Raw genomic sequence first — 15,962 nt, 5'->3', positions numbered from 1 at the left:
GCGCAAGCTCGCCCTCAACATCATCAAAGCCAATGACGACAAAGGCTCCATCAAGGGCAAAATCAAACGCGCCGGATGGGATGATGCCTTCCTCACAAAGCTCTTCGCTCATATGCGATAGCCCTGCCTCAAGGGGGAGGGAGCAAACAGACCCGTCCTCCCCCCTCAAGGGGGAGGGAGTAGATAAAACCGTCCTCCCCCCTCAAGGGGTTGGGCGCAGACAGAACCGTCCTCCCCCTCAAAGGGTTGGGCGCAGATAGTGCATCCCACTGCGGGATTACTATATCCCCCTGACACCACCCTTGCGTTCCAGCCCCCTTTTCCTATATCTCAGGCCTTATGAGCAACGCAGAAACCCTTCTCGCCGGTTTTGACCCGGCCACCCTAGACATGCCCGCCGGTGCGCGCGTGGTTGTTGCCATGTCCGGGGGCGTTGATTCCTCCGTCACCGCCGCGCTGTTGAAAGAATTGGGCTATGACGTGGTGGGGATCACGTTGCAACTGTATGATCATGGCGCGGCGATCCAGAAAAAGGGCGCCTGTTGCGCCGGTCAGGACATCCATGACGCCCGCAATGTCGCCGACCGGATTGGCATTCCCCATTATGTGCTGGATTACGAAAGCGCCTTCCGCGATGCGGTGATTGAGGATTTTGCCGATTCCTATGCACGGGGCGAGACACCGATCCCCTGTGTGCGCTGTAACCAGACCGTAAAATTCCGCGACCTGTTGAGTACCGCACGGGAACTCAACGCCGTCGCACTCGCCACCGGCCATTATATCCGGCGTCAGCGCCCCGCAGACGGCCCGTCCGAACTGCATGCCGCCGTGGACCCCGGCAAGGACCAGAGCTATTTCCTGTTCGCCACAACGCAGGAGCAATTGGATTACCTGCGCTTCCCACTGGGCGGATTGACCAAGGCGGAAACCCGCCTGCTGGCCGATTATTTCGACCTGCCCGTCGCCGACAAGCCAGACAGCCAGGACATCTGTTTCGTGCCCGACGGGTCTTATGCCCGCATTGTGGAGAAGCTGCGCCCGGAAGCCGCCCGCCCCGGCAATATCGTGCATCTGGATGGCACTGTGCTGGGCCAGCATGACGGCGTGTTGCGCTATACCATTGGTCAGCGCAAGGGGATCGGCATTGGCGGGCGCGCCGACGACACGGACCGGCTGTATGTCATCCGCCTGGACCCCGAAAACGCACAAGTCATCGTCGGCCCGCGTGAGGCCCTGGCGGTCAGCAGCCTGACCCTGGGCACGGTCAACTGGCTGCACCCGTCGCGCCTGTCCGATGGGCCGCAATCGGTGCTGGTCAAGATCCGCAACACCATGGCCCCGGTGCAGGCCACCGTCGCCACGACACCGCTGGGCGATGTCACGGTCGCCTTCGACCAGCCGCAATTTGGCGTGTCCCCCGGTCAGGCCTGTGTTTTCTATGCCCCGAACGACGACGCCCAAAGCCGCGTTTTGGGCGGTGGATGGATTTTACGGCAAGGAATGTCGACCCAAGGCAATGTCGCCGCTTGACAGGCCGGGTCAGTCTTTATATTGAAGCGCACCTCCGCAGTGCAAAGGCCCCCGCGCCCCAGCCTGCAGAGAAGATGCCCAGCGCATCGTGGCGGATTAGCTCAGCTGGTTAGAGCGGCGGAATCATAATCCGTGTGTCCGGGGTTCGAATCCCTGATCCGCCACCATTTTTCTCCAAGCACTTCCACTAAAGCCAAATCCCACAACTTTCCCTGTGCGGACGAGCCATTGCGCATTAGCGTGTTGTGGCTACTATTTCGCATGGACCGTCGTAACCCTACCCCCGTTGACCCAATCCGTTTCCCCCTGGGCGGACCCTTGGAGCGTTTATCATGACTAAGCAACAGCGTGTGCCTGCCTTTTGTACGCAATGCCGGTCGCGGTGTGGGTGCGAGGTGTTGGTTGAGGATGGGGCGATTGTGGGGGTTGAGCCGATGCCCGGTCATCCCAGTGGCAAGACGCTGTGTCCCAAGGGGAAGGCGGTGACGGAACTGGTCTATCACAAGGACCGCCTGACCCAGCCGTTGCGCCGCACATCCCCAAAAGGGGCCAAGGTGCCGACCTGGGAGCCGATTTCCTGGGATGCGGCGATGAGCGAAATCGCGGGCCATATGGGGCGCATTCGCGACGCGCATGGGACGGAGCAGGTTGCCTTTTCCGTTACCACGCCCAGCGGCACCCATATGTCGGATTGTATTTCCTGGGTTGAGCGTTTCATCCGTGCCTATGGCAGCCCCAATACGATTTATGGGACAGAGATTTGTAACTGGCACAAGGATTTTGTGGCCCGGCTGACCTATGGCAGCGATATCGGCACGCCGGATTTCGCCCATACGGATTGCGTTCTGCTGTGGGGTCATAACCCGGCAGCGACCTGGTTGGCGCGGTCGATTGAGGTGCAAAAGGCGATGCGGCGCGGCGTCAAGATGATCGTCGTCGATCCCCGCCCGACCCTGTATGCCAGGCGGGCGGAGTGCTGGCTTAAGGTGCGGCCCGGCACCGATCAGGCGCTGGCCTTGGGGCTGGCGAATCTGATGCTGAAATCTGGCCGGTTTGATGTCGCCTTTGTGCGGGAATGGACCAATGCGGCCTTTCTGGTGCGCGATGATACCGGTGCATACCTGCGCCAAAGCGATGTGGACCCACAAGGGGACGCGGCCGTCATAATGGCCGCTGGATCAGGGGATGACTCGCTGTTGGCCTTTGACACGGCGGGGCCTGGACAGTGGCGGGCGGACCCTACAAAGGCCACCCTGATGGCCAGGAATCAGGTGTCCACCGCCACGGGAGACATCCCTTGCCGGACCGCATTGCAGATCTTCGCAGAGGCGGCGGCGGAGTATCCCCCCGCCCGTGTGGCGGAAATCACCGGCATTCCGGAAGAACAGCTACAGAAGGCGGCAGATATTCTGGCCGACAGCGCATCGGTCGCCTATTACGCCTGGAATGGCGTGGGGCAGAGTGCGACGGCAAGCCAGACCGACCGCGCGATTTCCATTCTGTATGGCTTAACCGGCAGCTATGGCCGCGCGGGTGGCAATATCCCCGGTGGGGCGGCCCGATTCAACGATATTGCGGGCCATGACCTGCTGACCGACGCACAGCGCGACAAGGCTCTGGGCCTGGACACGCGCCCCATTGGCCCTGGCAAATTGGGATGGGTGACGGCACGCGATGTCTATGACGCGGTCCTGACGCAGAAACCCTATCCGATAAGGGCCTTGATATCCTTTGGCGGTAATATCCTGGCAGCCCAGCCTGATCCCGCGAAAGCCAGGGAAGCCTTCGAAAAACTAGAGTTCCATGTCCATACGGATTTCTTCCTGAACGCCACCGCAGAATACGCCGACATCGTCCTGCCCGTCGCCACGTCCTGGGAGCGCGAGGGCCTGAGACCCGGTTTCGATGTCAGTCTGGAAGGCATGCGCAAGGTTCAACTGAGGCCTGCCATCATCCCGCCCATCGGGGAGTCGCGCAGTGATACGGATATTGTTTTGGATCTGGCACAACGCCTGGGGCTGGCCGATGTTATGTTCGACTGTGACGCCGATAAGGGACACGCCCATATTCTGGCCCCGTCGGGCGTTGAGTTGGAAGAATTGAAAGCAAACCCGGAAGGGATCACACTGCCAGACAGCGTAAAATTGTCTGCCTATCTGGAGAATGGTTTCGCAACCCCGACAAAGCGACTGGAAATCTATTCCGAACAATTGTTGCAGAGCGGGTATGATCCGGTGCCGACTTTGGATGCCGGGGCGTTGCCCGCCAATACGGACACCGCCTACCCCCTGCGCCTCAGTTCTGCGAAGACCATCACCTATTGCCATTCCCAGGGCCGAAACATCGCTTCACTGCGGCGACTGACCCCGGACCCGGTTCTGGAACTGTCATTGGAAACGGCTGAGGCCTATGGCATCGCGCTGCATGACTGGGTTGAGATTTCCACCAAGGCCGGGCGCTTCATCGCCCGAGCCAAACCAACCAAGGACCTGGCCCCAGACGCGGTCTTTGCACAGCATGGCTGGGCAGTCAGCAACAGCGACGATGCCCCCAATCCGGACGGAAACAGAATGGCGACCAATTTCAATCAGGCAATCTCAACAGACCACCGGGACCCGATCAGTGGATCAATCCCCTTGCGTTGTTCCTGGTGTGATATTCGCAAAATCTGACGGTAGCCGACTTTTCCACCTCAGCCGACCGCCGCGATTTTAGGCATGGCAGGCAGTTGCCGCGCCAGATATCGATGGAAGTCTGCGATGGTGCCTTCGTAATCCTCCGGGGCCAGGGGGCCGGATGTGGCATGACGAGAGGTTAGGGCCTGTTGCATCTTTTCCAGTTTGATGCGGTCTTCCAGATTGACCTCCTGCCATAGGGCAATGCGGGCATCGAGCTCATCCTGTGTCAATTCATCGCCATAGGTGGACAAGGTCCAACGCACCCGAATGCGGTCAACGGCAAGCGGCTGGATTCCAAAGGACACCAACAGCGTTGCGGCTTGGCTGGCAATCTGAGTAGGGAAGACAGAAAACAGAGTGGAGCGGCGGCGTTCCTCTACACGTAACGTGTCTGCCCCAAGCCCCCTTGTTGCGGCCGTATCGGGATAATTGGCACAATAGGAGGTGAAAGCCTCGCCAGACAGTGCCTTCCGGCTAAGGCCTGTCGGAGTATAGGGATGCAGCGTCTTTGGATGCACGACGGAGAGATGATAGGACTCCATGAAATTCTCAACCAGGCATTTCCAATTGGTCTGCCATTCCTCCTCAAAACTCTGAACATAGCGCATCCCCTGGGTGCGATAGGGGGCCAGCACCTGATTGAGCGCCTCCAATCGAGGCGCCAAGGGTATCGCACCATCGTCCAGGTTGGCATAGATAAAACCGTTCCAAACCTCGCAGCGAAATTCTGGCAGGCGGCAGGTTTTTGCGCCAACACCCTTCTCCTGCATACGCGGCGCGGCACTCAATTGACCGGAACGATCATAACTCCAAGCATGATAAGAACAGACAAAGCGCCGTGTGGAACCGCTGCCTTCCGCCAGCAGCATGCCACGATGGCGGCAGACATTGGACAAGACCCGAACCTGTCCATCATCACCACGCACGACCAACAGGGCCTCCGCAAACAGGCGGGCGGTGAAATAATCCCCAGGATTGGGAATTTCATCTACTCGGCCCAGGCAATGCCATTCGCGGGACAGGAAGGTCTCGACCTCATATTGGAAATAATCGGGGTCGGTATAGAACCGACCGGGCAGCGTCTGAGCCTGATCCGCTGGCAGGGTCGCAATGATGCGGAGCGTGTCGGTCATGTGAGAGATTGATGCGCTCGGAGCGTCCATCGAGGTCTCACTCTGCCGCAAGCGCGGTGGAACGATCAAATCCCGCCGTTCGGTCCGCGATGTAATGCATGAAATCATACAAGGGGCGTTCCAGATAGGATAAATGCCCGGCCTTTGCTGAGTTAGCATTCATGCCCTTATACACTTTCTCCGTACAGCCTTTATCTTCCTCATTCACCGCGTCCAGCAGGGTCTTCAGCGTCGCGATATATTCATCCGCCTTTGGATCATTGATGAAGTCCGGCGACAGGCCCCCACCAAAAACCATAGCGACCTGGTCTGGCCCTTTGGGGTGCAGCGATAGATACCAAAAATAACCTGGCGTCAGAGTGATCAGGTGACTGGGGTATAGCGTCAGCAGCCCGGTCGTCTTGCGCCAACGGCCCTGTAGCTTGGTATTGCTGGGATGGGCATTGCCAATCGCCAGGGATGCCTCTTTGGTAATCCAATGATAATTGAAGGCGGGCAATCCCGGCGGACACTCCATCTCCTCCAGCTTGGAAAAGCCGCCCACCGTTGCCGCATGGCAGACCGGCAGGTGATAGGATTCCATGAAATTTTCGGCCAGGACCTTCCAATTGGTGTTCCAGACATGAGTTTCACGAAAGCATTCGACATAGTCTTCCATGCCATATTGCGCGATCATCTCCCGCAGGGGCTCCAGCGCCTCAGCAACAGAGGGACGATCATTGTCCAGCGTGATATAAATCCAACCCAGCCATTCTTCGCACCGTATGGCGGGCAGTTTGTAATCTTCCTTACAGAATCCTGTCGTCTGGCCCATGAAGGGCGCGCCACGCAATTGTCCGTCCAGACCATAGGTCCAGGCATGATAGGGGCATACAACAGCGCGGGTATTGCCACAGCCCTGCAGCATGGTCGACATGCGGTGCAGGCAGACGTTTGAGAATGCCTTAATCGCCCCCTCCCGATCTCGGATCACAAAGACGGGCTGGCCCGCCAATTCATAGGTCAGATAATCCCCCGGATTGGCCAAACTGCTGACACGACCGACACAGACCCAGTCTTTGGAGAAAATGGTTTCAAGCTCCTGCTGCAGAAACGCCTGACTGGTATAAACACTGGGCGGCATTGCGCGGGCGTCTTCAAACGGACGTTCGGCTGCTTTCAACAATTCGGCATTCGGCTGGATCAACGACATGATAGCAGTCCTTCAAAAATGGGCGCGTCGAAAAACAGGGAACAATGATCGTATTGAACAGAAGATTGAACTTTTCTGAAGATAGGCACAAACTCAATTATCCTAGCTTTAAAGAAGATAAAATATGGTTCGATACACCCTGCGCCAATGTACCTATTTTCGGGCTGTTGCCGAACAGGGCGGCATTGCACAGGCATCACGCGCGCTGAACATTTCCCAACCCTCCATCGCGCAAGCCTTGGACAAATTGGAGGATATTCTTGGCATTGTTCTGTTCGAGCGTCATCACGCCCGAGGTCTGACCCTGACTTTGCAGGGTCGCTTGTTTCTGCAACATGCGGTCGCGCTGGAAGAACAAGCTGAACAAGTTGCGCGCGAAGCCTCTGCCATTGCCGCAGAGGCATCAGGGGAAATCCGTCTGGGTGTTTTTTGGACGCTGGCACCGTTCTTTGCGCCGGGCCTGATCCGATCCTTCGCTGACACCGCGCCGGGGATAACGGTGCAACACAGGGAGATGTCACTGAGCGACCTTGCCGATGCGCTGCGCAACGGGACGCTGGATCTTGCCCTGACCTATGATCGGGGGGGCGCATTACAGGGGCTGACTTTTGTGGAACTGGCATCAATCCAGCCAATGGTCGTTTTGGCGGCGGATCATCCTTTGGCCAATCGCCGGTCCATCCGTCTGTCAGAACTGGCAAAGGAGCCTTATGTCATGTTCGAAGGGGCGGGCAGCCGCGCCTATTTTGAGGATTTGCTGGCAGAATGCGGAATCGATCCCCCGATATCCTATGTCTCAAAATCAATGGAAACCGTCAGAAGCGCCGTGGCAGCCGGGTTTGGCTTCACCTTACTGGTTATGCGCCCGCCATCGACAACCTATGACGGACGAAGGGTTAAAACTTTACGCATCGTAGACGTGGTTCGCCCCTTGAAGGTGGTTCTGGCTTCCCGCGATGCCGCCCATTTTGGGGCAATCCTTCAGCGTTTCACGGATCACACGATCACCTATTTCCGATCCGAAGGGGGATCGACTGGTCACCAATTTCGATAGGGCAATCTCACCAGAATCCGACGCAACCGCGGCATGTCGATTGCTTACATTTCTGAGGCGCAGGCGGAGTAATACGCGTTCTGGGCGCCTTCTAGGTCATCAATCATGTTGCAACTAACAGCCTTTGCATAACGCCGCATAGCATTTCGGCAAGCATTGCTGGCCGCTGAAATTGGTACACTGTGAGTCCGGCCTGTCGCAGGGCATGTAAATGAATACTTCTCAGACGTCCTGTTTAACGACGTATTGGAAGAACCGGCACCCGTGGCGCTTGAAGCGGGCTGTTGTTGCAGCTGTTGGTCCGCCTGATCATGCATTCGCGTAATATTGTCAGAGGTTCCGTTGATGACATCTGTCAGGCCACCGACCATAAATTCTGTGGCAGTATCATAACTCCCCTCCCCGGCCAGAGCACCTGCGCCTGCGATAATCGCGGCCCCGGCGAACAATTGTGTGATGTTGAAATCATCGCCCGGAGCATTTGCGCCGGGATGAACACCGCCATTCCGGGCATAAGCCAAGGCGGTATTTCCAAACGAGTCTTTCTTGTTCGGGTCACCACCAGCCGCGAGGAAGGCCTTAAGCTTGCCTGCTGGGAGCCATCTCCATTCAAGCTTATGCACAATGTCGCGCATGGTTGTATTGCGAGCAGCCAGATGTGTCGGGCTGACATTGGGGCAAACAATCACCGGTTCCCCATCGCGCATCATGCAAAATGGCAGTGTTTCGTTCACGTCCCCGGGAAAATTTTTGAGAATAAAGGAAACCGTCTTGAAGCTCCGATCTGTTAATTCCTTTTCATAGGCATCGGCTAAATCCCCTTGGACCGTCGCATCGACCATCGTCGCGGGACCGCCAAGTCTGGCATAAATTTCCTCCGAAGGTGTGCCAAATTGCCGGATTGTATCGTAGCGCCATCCAGGTCGCATTGACGCAGCATACCGGAACAGCAACCCGCGGCCAGGGGGTGATGTGTAGGTATCTTTTGGCTGTGCGTTAATGCGCTGAATGGTGCCAATGTCGTGATAAAAGGAGGACCAGGAACTTTCTTCAGGGGACAAGATAGAGAAATGCGAAGTGCTCTTTGGAGCTGGTTGGCTCGCCAACTTCGCAATACTGGGGATTACTCCAAGCGGCATACCTTCACGATAGTCGCCAGCTTGCTTTGCAACACCAATAGCAAGCCTTTCGGCTAATTCCGGACGGGACGCCGCGACCGCAATCTGAAACGCATTACCCCAGGTGTAGGGTGTGTTGAAGATATAGTCGTGATACAGGCGTTGCTGACTATCCATGTAATATTTATTAGGGCCACGAATGTCGGCGACTTCCATAATAATGTCGGGATGAGCGCCGCGATAAATCAGGCCGGCGACGTTTATAGTGGGCGCCCCTGGCGTGCGTAGCCAGGCAATCTGCTCGCGCACGCCGGGGGCTTCGAGATCCGGTGCAGCCTTCAACAACTCATAAGCCTGCGCAATCCTATCGTCATTGGGATTCGACGTCGTTTCGCATGCGGTTACCAATAGGATCGGAAAAAACCAAAACAAAGCAAAAATTAATTTTCTCAACGCTCTCGGCCCCCGCACCTTTCCCCAATAGACGATTTTGCCTGCCTGCTTTAATACAACAGCACTGTCAAAAAATACTACACCCTGAGAATGCGCGTCAACCCAATGAAAACATACAAGTATTCGAATGGGTACTTCGAACATCAAGGTGTTTAGAAGTTACGATACTGAGCAAGTTGCATGCGCGTCTTCCCGCGCAGGACAGGGCAAAACAGCGACCCTCTTTTAGATTCACATTTGGATTCAATAGCTAAACAGGCGCGCCATCTTCCAGGCTTTCTTCTTGCCTGAGAAGATTTCCGGGACACCGATATAGCTGCCATCCAGGAACAGATTGTAATAGGCGGGCACAACGCGACTGGTTATTCGGGCCTTGATGGAAAGTGGATCACGGTCATGCTCGAAATCCGGCTTTTTCGCGCGAATGGCCTCGATCAATGACATTGGATCCATACAGAAATCATAGAAATACGATATCTTGGTTGTAACACTAAGATCACCCTTTTCGTAGAACAGCATCGGCAAGTCGACTGGCAGCGAAAAGACCAGACCGGCCTCGTCTTCGAATACCAATCGGAAAGATAGACCCTGCTGGACTGCCTGGCGCAGCACCTCCAGATTATTGCGATCTTCCGAATCCCAAACCTTCTCAATCGGATCGCGGAGGATGAACTTAAAATCGCTGTATTGGCGCATATTGCAGAGGGTCAGTTGTTGGGTCTGGTCCCGAAGAGCGCTTTCAAAGTCTTTTCGCTGAGTCGAAAAGTAGAGAGGCGCGCTGTTCGTATAACCAAAATGCAGAGCTTCCTGAATTCCTTTGCCCATTTGATAAGGCAGATGTTCGCCATCGGTCATCGCCCAGAACTGATCTCCAGACAGGCAGACTCTATCAAGACGATAGCACTCCTCATACCGGGGCAGTGGGTTTGTATAATACTCCCTTAAAGAGTCGTCCGGCACCATAACCGCAACAATCTGCCCACCCGCCATAATCTTTTTTCGGGCGTTATTTAGGGTGTAGTTGAAACTGGACATTCAATCACTTTCATCAAGGGCAATCAGCACGATACCAACAACGCGTGTCGACCAGAGTACCGGACGCGGATTGACTGTCCATTCTTTAAGTTCGGTTCCTTTAGTTCAAGGCTTCCCCGCGTGCCATTTCCAGCAGGCCCGTGTGTTCCGGACCATCCAGCGGAAGCTCAAAGGCGCAACTGACAAGGTCGCCACGATGAAGACTGCGCCCCGTCAGCAGGATCGCGCCTTTCGGGTCCAGATAGGTCATTGCCCGTTCCAGAACCGGAGCCCCTTGATGGATGCTGAGGTTCAGTGCCAGGTCTTTATCGGCCAACAGGGCGCTCATTTGCCACTTAGCGCGGGCCAAAGGAACCGCGCGCCGTAACCGCGCAATGATCGATTGTACTGCATTATCAGCGGTGAAATTCGCCTGATCGGCAATGGGGGCGGGCATAACACGCTCGTCCAGGGCCAGTGGCAGGCCGTTGGCGGATCGTAACCGGCGAATATGAACAGCCGTTTCATCCGACTGCGCCCCAAAGAGTTTTTGTTCCCGCATTGTCATTGGACGACGATCGAAACTGAGAACCCGTGTTGTTTGACTGTGCCCCGCCGCCGCATATTGCTGATCGATATCCAGGACAGGGTCCAATTGTTCAACAAAGGCGCGATCCGTTACAAAGGTACCGCGACCACGATGCCGCTCAAGCAGGCCTGCTTCGACCAAGTCATCGATCGCCTGGCGAACCGTCATTTTGCTGACACTGAAACGCTGGGCCAGCGCCAGATCGGTGGGAAATTGCGCCGCCGTATCAGGCCAGCTTCGTATGTCAGCCAGCAGTGCCTGACGGATCTGTAGGAACAAAGGAACCGGTGAATTTCTGTCAATTTGGTTTCCCGCGAATGGCTCCGACACCATAGTCACTCCTAAAAATGAATTCTCTTCAGAATCCCACTAGACGAATTAGTCTATAAGACTATACTAATTGATCAAAGGGCCATCCAGCCTTTTAATGATCACTGTTTTGACACCGGGAGCGACGATATGGAAGCCTCAATGCTGGAAGAAACTGTTCAGAATCCGAACCCCTATCCTGTCGTCGGTAAATTGCAGTATGATGATATCTGGCAACTGTGCCTGCAGGCGCGCGATATGGCTTGGGACCCGGCCCAGGATATAGATTGGGCCGCATTGGCGAAAGAAACCGCATCCCTTCCTGCCGAGGTTAGGGAAGCAGGCGCTGAATGGTGGTCCCTGCGGGCCTGGATGGAACATGGTGCCACACCGTATGGCGCGGAACGGCTGCGCCAGGCAATCTATGAACACCTGCCTTTTGAGGTGAAACAGCATGTGGCGAACTTCATCATGGAAGAATTGCGCCATCATGAGGCCTCCTTCCGCATCGCAGATGCCCTGGGTGGGTATCAGCCAACACCGCGCAGTGATTATTTCCAACTGATCATTCCAAAATTCCACACGGAGTCAGAAGAAAAGCAAATGTCCTTCTATGCGGGGATGGCGGTCAACACGCTGTTTGAACAATTGTCCGGCGAATTGTTGACTGCTCGTTACAAAAACGCGACCTTCCCGGAAATTCGCAAGGCCTGTCAGTTGATCCTGCGCGACGAAGCCCGGCACATTCAATTTGGCCGCATCCTGATGCGTCGTTTCTTTGAGCAATTAAGCCAGGAAGAAAAAGTCCTTCTGGGTGAGAAATTTGCCAAAAAGCTGCGGGGCAGCCTGTTGAACGGTGTTTATTCCGTTGTGAACCTGCCGAAGGAAGAGCGTCAACGCTCCGCACGCGCCCGTGCTTTGGCGACAGAATATGGGCTGGGTGCGACCCATCCAGATGAAGAGGTCGATATCATCGTCGCGGCCTTAAGCAAAATCCGCGAAGATGTCGCCCCCTATAATGTCCCCATCCCCCTGATCCCAGAAATCGAAGGCGATGGTAAGCGCGAAAGCACGCTGGCGGTCGAGTAAGAGCCCGCCAACGCCGCGCTCCTTAAGATGGTATTGGTGTCGAGGGTCAGAACCGAATCCAGGGCCACCCGTGCAACTGGTGCCCGCTGCCCTAGACCCCGGATCCGGTCCGGGGTGACGATGTATCAGACAAGGGCACCCTCACCCCACATCCCCGTCATACCCGCGCAGGCGGGTATCCAGGGCCCCCCGCACCAATCCCGCCTGCCGCCCTGGACCCCGGATCACGTCCGGGGTGACGATGTGTCAGACAAGGGCACCCTTCCCCTGAGGGGCGTAGCGTCTCGAAGGGGGAGCCCTCTGAAAGCACGACACTTACAGCGCCTCCTTCGAGACGGCACTATCGCGCCTCCTCAGGATGAGAATGGGAATTTTTGGCATTGCGCGACCCGCCCCTCTGCGCCCTTTGCGGCTCATTTTCAAAAAAGGAAACCGCAAAGGAACTGGGCTTAGGCCTTGGCGGCGACGACTTCGACCTCAACCCGCAATTCAGGTTTCACCAGGCCTGCGACAAAGATCAGGGTGGATGTCGGCTTATGCCCAGCCAGGGCGGCGGTGCGGGCAGCGCCATAGTCTGCGAGGTCTTCCGGACCCAACAAGTAGGCCGTCATCTTCACAATGTCTGAAATTTCCATCCCTGCGGAAGCCAGAATCTCTGCGATATTCTGCCAGACAAGCTCCGACTGCGCCTTGGTGCCGGCTGGAATCGTGCCATCCTTTGCCATACCAATCTGACCGGAGACATGCAGTATCCGAGCGCCTGGCGCGGTTTCGAGGCCATGGACATAGGCCCCAACCGGGGCGGCGATGCTGTCAGGGTTGTGAATTGTCATATCAGAGTGTCCCTCCTTAAAGGTTAAGATTGGGCTGCAGCCCTTCGGTCGGCTGGCGCATATGTTCCAGGATCACGCGAATCTCGGCAGCACTGGCAAGGCGCGGATTGACCTTGATCTGGCCGCTTTTCGCAGCCCCTTCCGCCACCAGATCCCGTTCTGCATCGGTCGGGACAAATTTGTCCAGACCGATATCCAGCGCAACCTTCTTACGCATCGCAGACAGGCCAGCCGCGGAGCTCGCCCCCTTAAAGATCCCAGCCACGATCTCACCTTTTGCCCCTAGGGCTGGCTGGTTGAAAGCCATGCTCCACGGCAGCGCCAAGGCATTCGCCAGGCCATGCGGCACATGATGCAAGGCACCCAATGCACCCGCAATCGCATGTGCCAATCCCAAATGCGCGGAATTAAAGGCGATGCCAGCCTGCATTGATCCAATCAGGCAATTCCCCCGTGCCTCGATATCATCTGGCTTTTCAAAAGCAATGGGCAGCGACACGGCCAGAAGCTCCATCGCAGACCGGGCAAACGGATCGGTCATTACAGTCGCAAATTTCGACGTGTAAGCCTCCACCGCATGGGTGATGGCATCATAGCCTGCGGTTGCTGTTACACCTGGCGGTGCCGTTACACCCAGTTCCGGATCCAACAGTGCCAGACGCGCCGCCATATTAGGGGATCTTAGGACCATCTTATAGTCGGTCCCTGTCTTTGCGATGACCGCGGATTCTGAAACCTCGCTGCCGGTGCCTGCCGTCGTGGGAACCGCAACGAACAGGCTGTCATGGGCGATCATCGGCATGCCCATGGCACCGACAATATTCTCAATGGGCCCTGGATTACTGAGCAACATGCGCGCTGCTTTGGCAGTGTCCAGGGTGGAGCCACCCCCGACCGCCAGAATCAAATCCGCCTCAGCCTGCGAAAGGGCCGCACGGGCGCCTTCAACTGTATCGGTATCAGGCTCATGTTGTGGGACTGCGTGAAAGACAGGGGCAAAATCCTTCAGGATTTCTGATAGCCGATCCTGTAACGGCCCCCCCATGAAATAAGCATCCAGCAGAATAGCAGCCTTCCTTCGGCCCTCTGCCCTTGCCAAATCCGGCAGGGCTGACAGACAGCCCGGCCCAAATTGCACACGGTGTGTAGAATGAAGGAATACGAAGGGACCAGACATTGATCAAAACTCCTTAAGAACTGATATCCATAATAACGGCCTTGGATTGCAGATAGGCGTCCAAGCCCTCCAGCCCCAATTCGCGGCCATATCCGCTTTGCTTATACCCCCCAAACGGGGTTTCGATTCCAACCACGGCAGGGGTGTTCACACTGACGGTTCCAGCCTGAATCTGACCGGAAATCCGGTGCGCCTTGCCGACATCCCGTGTCCAAAGAGTGGCGGCTAGGCCATAGTCACTGTCATTGGCGGCGGCGATAGCGGCATCCTCATCTGATACACGAATGACGGCCATGACCGGACCGAATACTTCTTCCTGGGCCAGCACATCACCGGATTTCACCTGATCGAAAATTGTCGCGGACACATAGGGGCCGGTGTGATCCGGGGCCTCCCCGCCACAGACCAAAGACGCGCCTGCCTTCTGTGCATCCTGACACATCCCCAGAATTCTGGATTGTGCTTTGGTATCGATGACAGGGCCCAATTGCGTTGCAGGATCTGACAGGTCCCCGATCTTCAAGCCTGTAGCGATTTTTGCCAGGCGCTCAACGACCTCATCGGCACGGCTTTCACTGACAATCACCCGTGTGCGGGCGGCACATTTCTGTCCAGCATGCCCGAAACATCCCGCTGCAGAGGCAGGAATTGCCTTCTCCAGATCGGCATCGTCCAGAATGATGGTCGGGGACTTGCCACCCAATTCCAGGGTAACGCGCTTGACCGTATCGGCGGCAATCCGGGCAACCTGCTTCCCTATTTCTGTAGAGCCTGTGAAGCTGATCTTGGTGACACGCGGATGACGGACCAATGCCATGCCTGCTGCTTCTCCCGGCCCAGGCACAACGTTCAGGACCCCAGCCGGCAATCCGGCATCACTGGCCAGTTTCGCAAACAACAGGGCCGTCAGCGGTGTCAGGCTGGCAGGTTTCACAACCACCGTGTTTCCCGCCGCCAGAGCCGGCGCCACCTTCCACACCATCATCAGAAGGGGGAAGTTCCACGGCACGATCAATCCACATACGCCAAGGGGTTCACGTCGGATGTAACGATGCACCGTCTCCGCAGAGGCAACAACGCGCCCATCAATCCGATCTGCAAAACCGGCGAACCAGCGCAGGGTCATGACCGCCGATACGATATCGATCCGCGCATCCGACAACGGCTTCCCGGCATGATGCGCCTCCAGTGAAATCCACTGATCCATTTCTGCCGCCAGACGATCTGCCATGGCATACAGCAGGGCGGCCCGGGCGGATGGTGCCATTGCACGCCAGGCGGGCCACGCCTTATCCGCACTTGTCACTGCCGCATCAATCACATCGGCGTTTCCAGACCCGACGTCGCAGATCGTGTCGCCAAACTGTTTGCCATATACAGTCAAACGCGACGGGGACACGATGAAAGCGCCATCGATGTAAACAGTACCCTCAGGATAGCGGGCCCGCAGATCCGCGCTGGCAGTCATTAACGGCATGGCCTGGGCCATTGCTCTCTCCATTCTATCAACAGGATACGCGGTGCCTCTAGTGTGAGTGCAGCGCGTCTATCAGGGACAAGACAACCGGCATTGGGCGACAGTCTTTCAGCAAATCAACGGCTGCAGCGCGATGATCCGGATCACCGAAAATCGATTCATGCGTGGCATTTGGAAAGCCCTGATGGCGCAGTGCTTCAACCACCATGGTCAGGATTTCCTGATCCATTGGCCCGTCGCGCACCCGGTCTTCTTCGATGAAATCTGCCATGCCGGACCTCTCACTCTTGAATCGGAAGGCGTCGGGTCCGGGGCG

The 15,962-nt window shown here is 56.6% G+C and carries 13 protein-coding genes, 1 tRNA gene and 1 pseudogene; 6 read left to right on the top strand and 9 right to left on the bottom strand.

What is annotated here, in order from left to right:
- The 4 genes and pseudogenes from ACOSDR_RS07320 to ACOSDR_RS07305 all read left to right on the top strand — a co-directional run.
- Nucleotides 1-121: pseudogene (locus ACOSDR_RS07320) on the top strand (ISAs1 family transposase); the annotation flags it as partial.
- Nucleotides 122-339: 218 nt separating this feature from the next.
- The gene (mnmA, locus tag ACOSDR_RS07315; protein ID WP_420730814.1) at nucleotides 340-1,530 is read left to right on the top strand and encodes a tRNA 2-thiouridine(34) synthase MnmA; all 1,191 of its coding nucleotides are present in this window, start codon (nucleotides 340-342) and stop codon (nucleotides 1,528-1,530) included.
- 90 nt (nucleotides 1,531-1,620) lie between these two features.
- Nucleotides 1,621-1,697: transfer RNA gene (locus ACOSDR_RS07310), tRNA-Met, on the top strand.
- 165 nt (nucleotides 1,698-1,862) lie between these two features.
- On the top strand, nucleotides 1,863-4,202 hold the full coding sequence (locus ACOSDR_RS07305) for a molybdopterin-containing oxidoreductase family protein (protein WP_420730813.1): 2,340 nt from the start codon (nucleotides 1,863-1,865) through the stop codon (nucleotides 4,200-4,202).
- A 20-nt stretch (nucleotides 4,203-4,222) separates the two neighbouring features.
- Here the strand turns inward: ACOSDR_RS07305 and ACOSDR_RS07300 are convergent, their stop codons facing one another.
- Both ACOSDR_RS07300 and ACOSDR_RS07295 read right to left on the bottom strand, forming a co-directional pair.
- Entirely contained in the window at nucleotides 4,223-5,341 is a 1,119-nt protein-coding gene (locus ACOSDR_RS07300) for an aromatic ring-hydroxylating oxygenase subunit alpha (protein ID WP_420725948.1), read from the bottom strand.
- A gap of 37 nt (nucleotides 5,342-5,378) precedes the next feature.
- Nucleotides 5,379-6,533 carry an aromatic ring-hydroxylating oxygenase subunit alpha gene (locus ACOSDR_RS07295; RefSeq protein ID WP_420725949.1) on the bottom strand — a complete coding sequence of 385 codons (1,155 nt, stop codon included), beginning with the start codon at nucleotides 6,531-6,533 and terminating at the stop codon, nucleotides 5,379-5,381.
- A gap of 124 nt (nucleotides 6,534-6,657) precedes the next feature.
- Here ACOSDR_RS07295 and ACOSDR_RS07290 point away from each other — a divergent pair, with 124 nt between their 5' ends.
- A complete protein-coding gene (locus ACOSDR_RS07290; protein WP_420725950.1) occupies nucleotides 6,658-7,587 on the top strand; it encodes a LysR family transcriptional regulator in 930 nt (309 codons plus the stop codon).
- Between the two features lie 44 nt (nucleotides 7,588-7,631).
- Here the strand turns inward: ACOSDR_RS07290 and ACOSDR_RS07285 are convergent, their stop codons facing one another.
- From ACOSDR_RS07285 to ACOSDR_RS07275, 3 genes are all read right to left on the bottom strand, one after another.
- A complete protein-coding gene (locus ACOSDR_RS07285) occupies nucleotides 7,632-9,302 on the bottom strand; it encodes a hypothetical protein (protein ID WP_420730812.1) in 1,671 nt (556 codons plus the stop codon).
- A 99-nt stretch (nucleotides 9,303-9,401) separates the two neighbouring features.
- Nucleotides 9,402-10,148 (bottom strand): hypothetical protein, encoded by a 747-nt coding sequence (locus tag ACOSDR_RS07280; RefSeq protein ID WP_420725951.1) that lies wholly within the window; start codon nucleotides 10,146-10,148, stop codon nucleotides 9,402-9,404.
- A gap of 145 nt (nucleotides 10,149-10,293) precedes the next feature.
- Complete coding sequence (locus tag ACOSDR_RS07275; RefSeq protein WP_420725952.1) at nucleotides 10,294-11,094, bottom strand: GntR family transcriptional regulator; 801 nt, start codon at nucleotides 11,092-11,094, stop codon at nucleotides 10,294-10,296.
- Between the two features lie 126 nt (nucleotides 11,095-11,220).
- On the opposite strand from ACOSDR_RS07275, the gene ACOSDR_RS07270 reads away from it, so the two are divergent.
- Nucleotides 11,221-12,159, top strand: coding sequence for a hypothetical protein (locus ACOSDR_RS07270; RefSeq protein ID WP_420730811.1), 939 nt, complete (start codon nucleotides 11,221-11,223; stop codon nucleotides 12,157-12,159).
- Nucleotides 12,160-12,608: 449 nt separating this feature from the next.
- On the opposite strand, the gene ACOSDR_RS07265 is transcribed toward ACOSDR_RS07270, so the two are convergent.
- From ACOSDR_RS07265 to ACOSDR_RS07250, 4 genes are read right to left on the bottom strand one after another with little or no spacing between them, the layout of a single operon-like run.
- Nucleotides 12,609-12,992 carry a RidA family protein gene (locus ACOSDR_RS07265; RefSeq protein WP_420726292.1) on the bottom strand — a complete coding sequence of 128 codons (384 nt, stop codon included), beginning with the start codon at nucleotides 12,990-12,992 and terminating at the stop codon, nucleotides 12,609-12,611.
- Nucleotides 12,993-13,008: 16 nt separating this feature from the next.
- On the bottom strand, nucleotides 13,009-14,169 hold the full coding sequence (locus ACOSDR_RS07260; protein WP_420730810.1) for an iron-containing alcohol dehydrogenase family protein: 1,161 nt from the start codon (nucleotides 14,167-14,169) through the stop codon (nucleotides 13,009-13,011).
- Between the two features lie 13 nt (nucleotides 14,170-14,182).
- Complete coding sequence (locus tag ACOSDR_RS07255; RefSeq protein WP_420730809.1) at nucleotides 14,183-15,658, bottom strand: aldehyde dehydrogenase family protein; 1,476 nt, start codon at nucleotides 15,656-15,658, stop codon at nucleotides 14,183-14,185.
- A 37-nt stretch (nucleotides 15,659-15,695) separates the two neighbouring features.
- Nucleotides 15,696-15,917 carry a hypothetical protein gene (locus ACOSDR_RS07250; RefSeq protein WP_420726289.1) on the bottom strand — a complete coding sequence of 74 codons (222 nt, stop codon included), beginning with the start codon at nucleotides 15,915-15,917 and terminating at the stop codon, nucleotides 15,696-15,698.
- Nucleotides 15,918-15,962: the final 45 nt, after the last annotated feature.

Source organism: Hwanghaeella sp. 1Z406 (assembly GCF_048892425.1).
Lineage (GTDB): Bacteria > Pseudomonadota > Alphaproteobacteria > UBA8366 > Aestuariispiraceae > Pacificispira.
This window is presented reverse-complemented; position numbering and strand designations above follow the sequence as displayed.

Coding starts and splice junctions, on each gene's coding strand:
- ACOSDR_RS07275 (WP_420725952.1), bottom strand. CDS start 11,094: ATGGTGTCGGAGCCATTCGCGGGAAACCAAATTGACAGAAATTCACCG.
- ACOSDR_RS07285 (WP_420730812.1), bottom strand. CDS start 9,302: ATGTTCGAAGTACCCATTCGAATACTTGTATGTTTTCATTGGGTTGAC.
- ACOSDR_RS07265 (WP_420726292.1), bottom strand. CDS start 12,992: ATGACAATTCACAACCCTGACAGCATCGCCGCCCCGGTTGGGGCCTAT.
- ACOSDR_RS07270 (WP_420730811.1), top strand. CDS start 11,221: ATGGAAGCCTCAATGCTGGAAGAAACTGTTCAGAATCCGAACCCCTAT.
- ACOSDR_RS07250 (WP_420726289.1), bottom strand. CDS start 15,917: ATGGCAGATTTCATCGAAGAAGACCGGGTGCGCGACGGGCCAATGGAT.
- ACOSDR_RS07295 (WP_420725949.1), bottom strand. CDS start 6,533: ATGTCGTTGATCCAGCCGAATGCCGAATTGTTGAAAGCAGCCGAACGT.
- ACOSDR_RS07305 (WP_420730813.1), top strand. CDS start 1,863: ATGACTAAGCAACAGCGTGTGCCTGCCTTTTGTACGCAATGCCGGTCG.
- ACOSDR_RS07300 (WP_420725948.1), bottom strand. CDS start 5,341: ATGACCGACACGCTCCGCATCATTGCGACCCTGCCAGCGGATCAGGCT.
- ACOSDR_RS07290 (WP_420725950.1), top strand. CDS start 6,658: ATGGTTCGATACACCCTGCGCCAATGTACCTATTTTCGGGCTGTTGCC.
- ACOSDR_RS07280 (WP_420725951.1), bottom strand. CDS start 10,148: ATGGCGGGTGGGCAGATTGTTGCGGTTATGGTGCCGGACGACTCTTTA.
- ACOSDR_RS07255 (WP_420730809.1), bottom strand. CDS start 15,658: ATGGCCCAGGCCATGCCGTTAATGACTGCCAGCGCGGATCTGCGGGCC.
- mnmA (WP_420730814.1), top strand. CDS start 340: ATGAGCAACGCAGAAACCCTTCTCGCCGGTTTTGACCCGGCCACCCTA.
- ACOSDR_RS07260 (WP_420730810.1), bottom strand. CDS start 14,169: ATGTCTGGTCCCTTCGTATTCCTTCATTCTACACACCGTGTGCAATTT.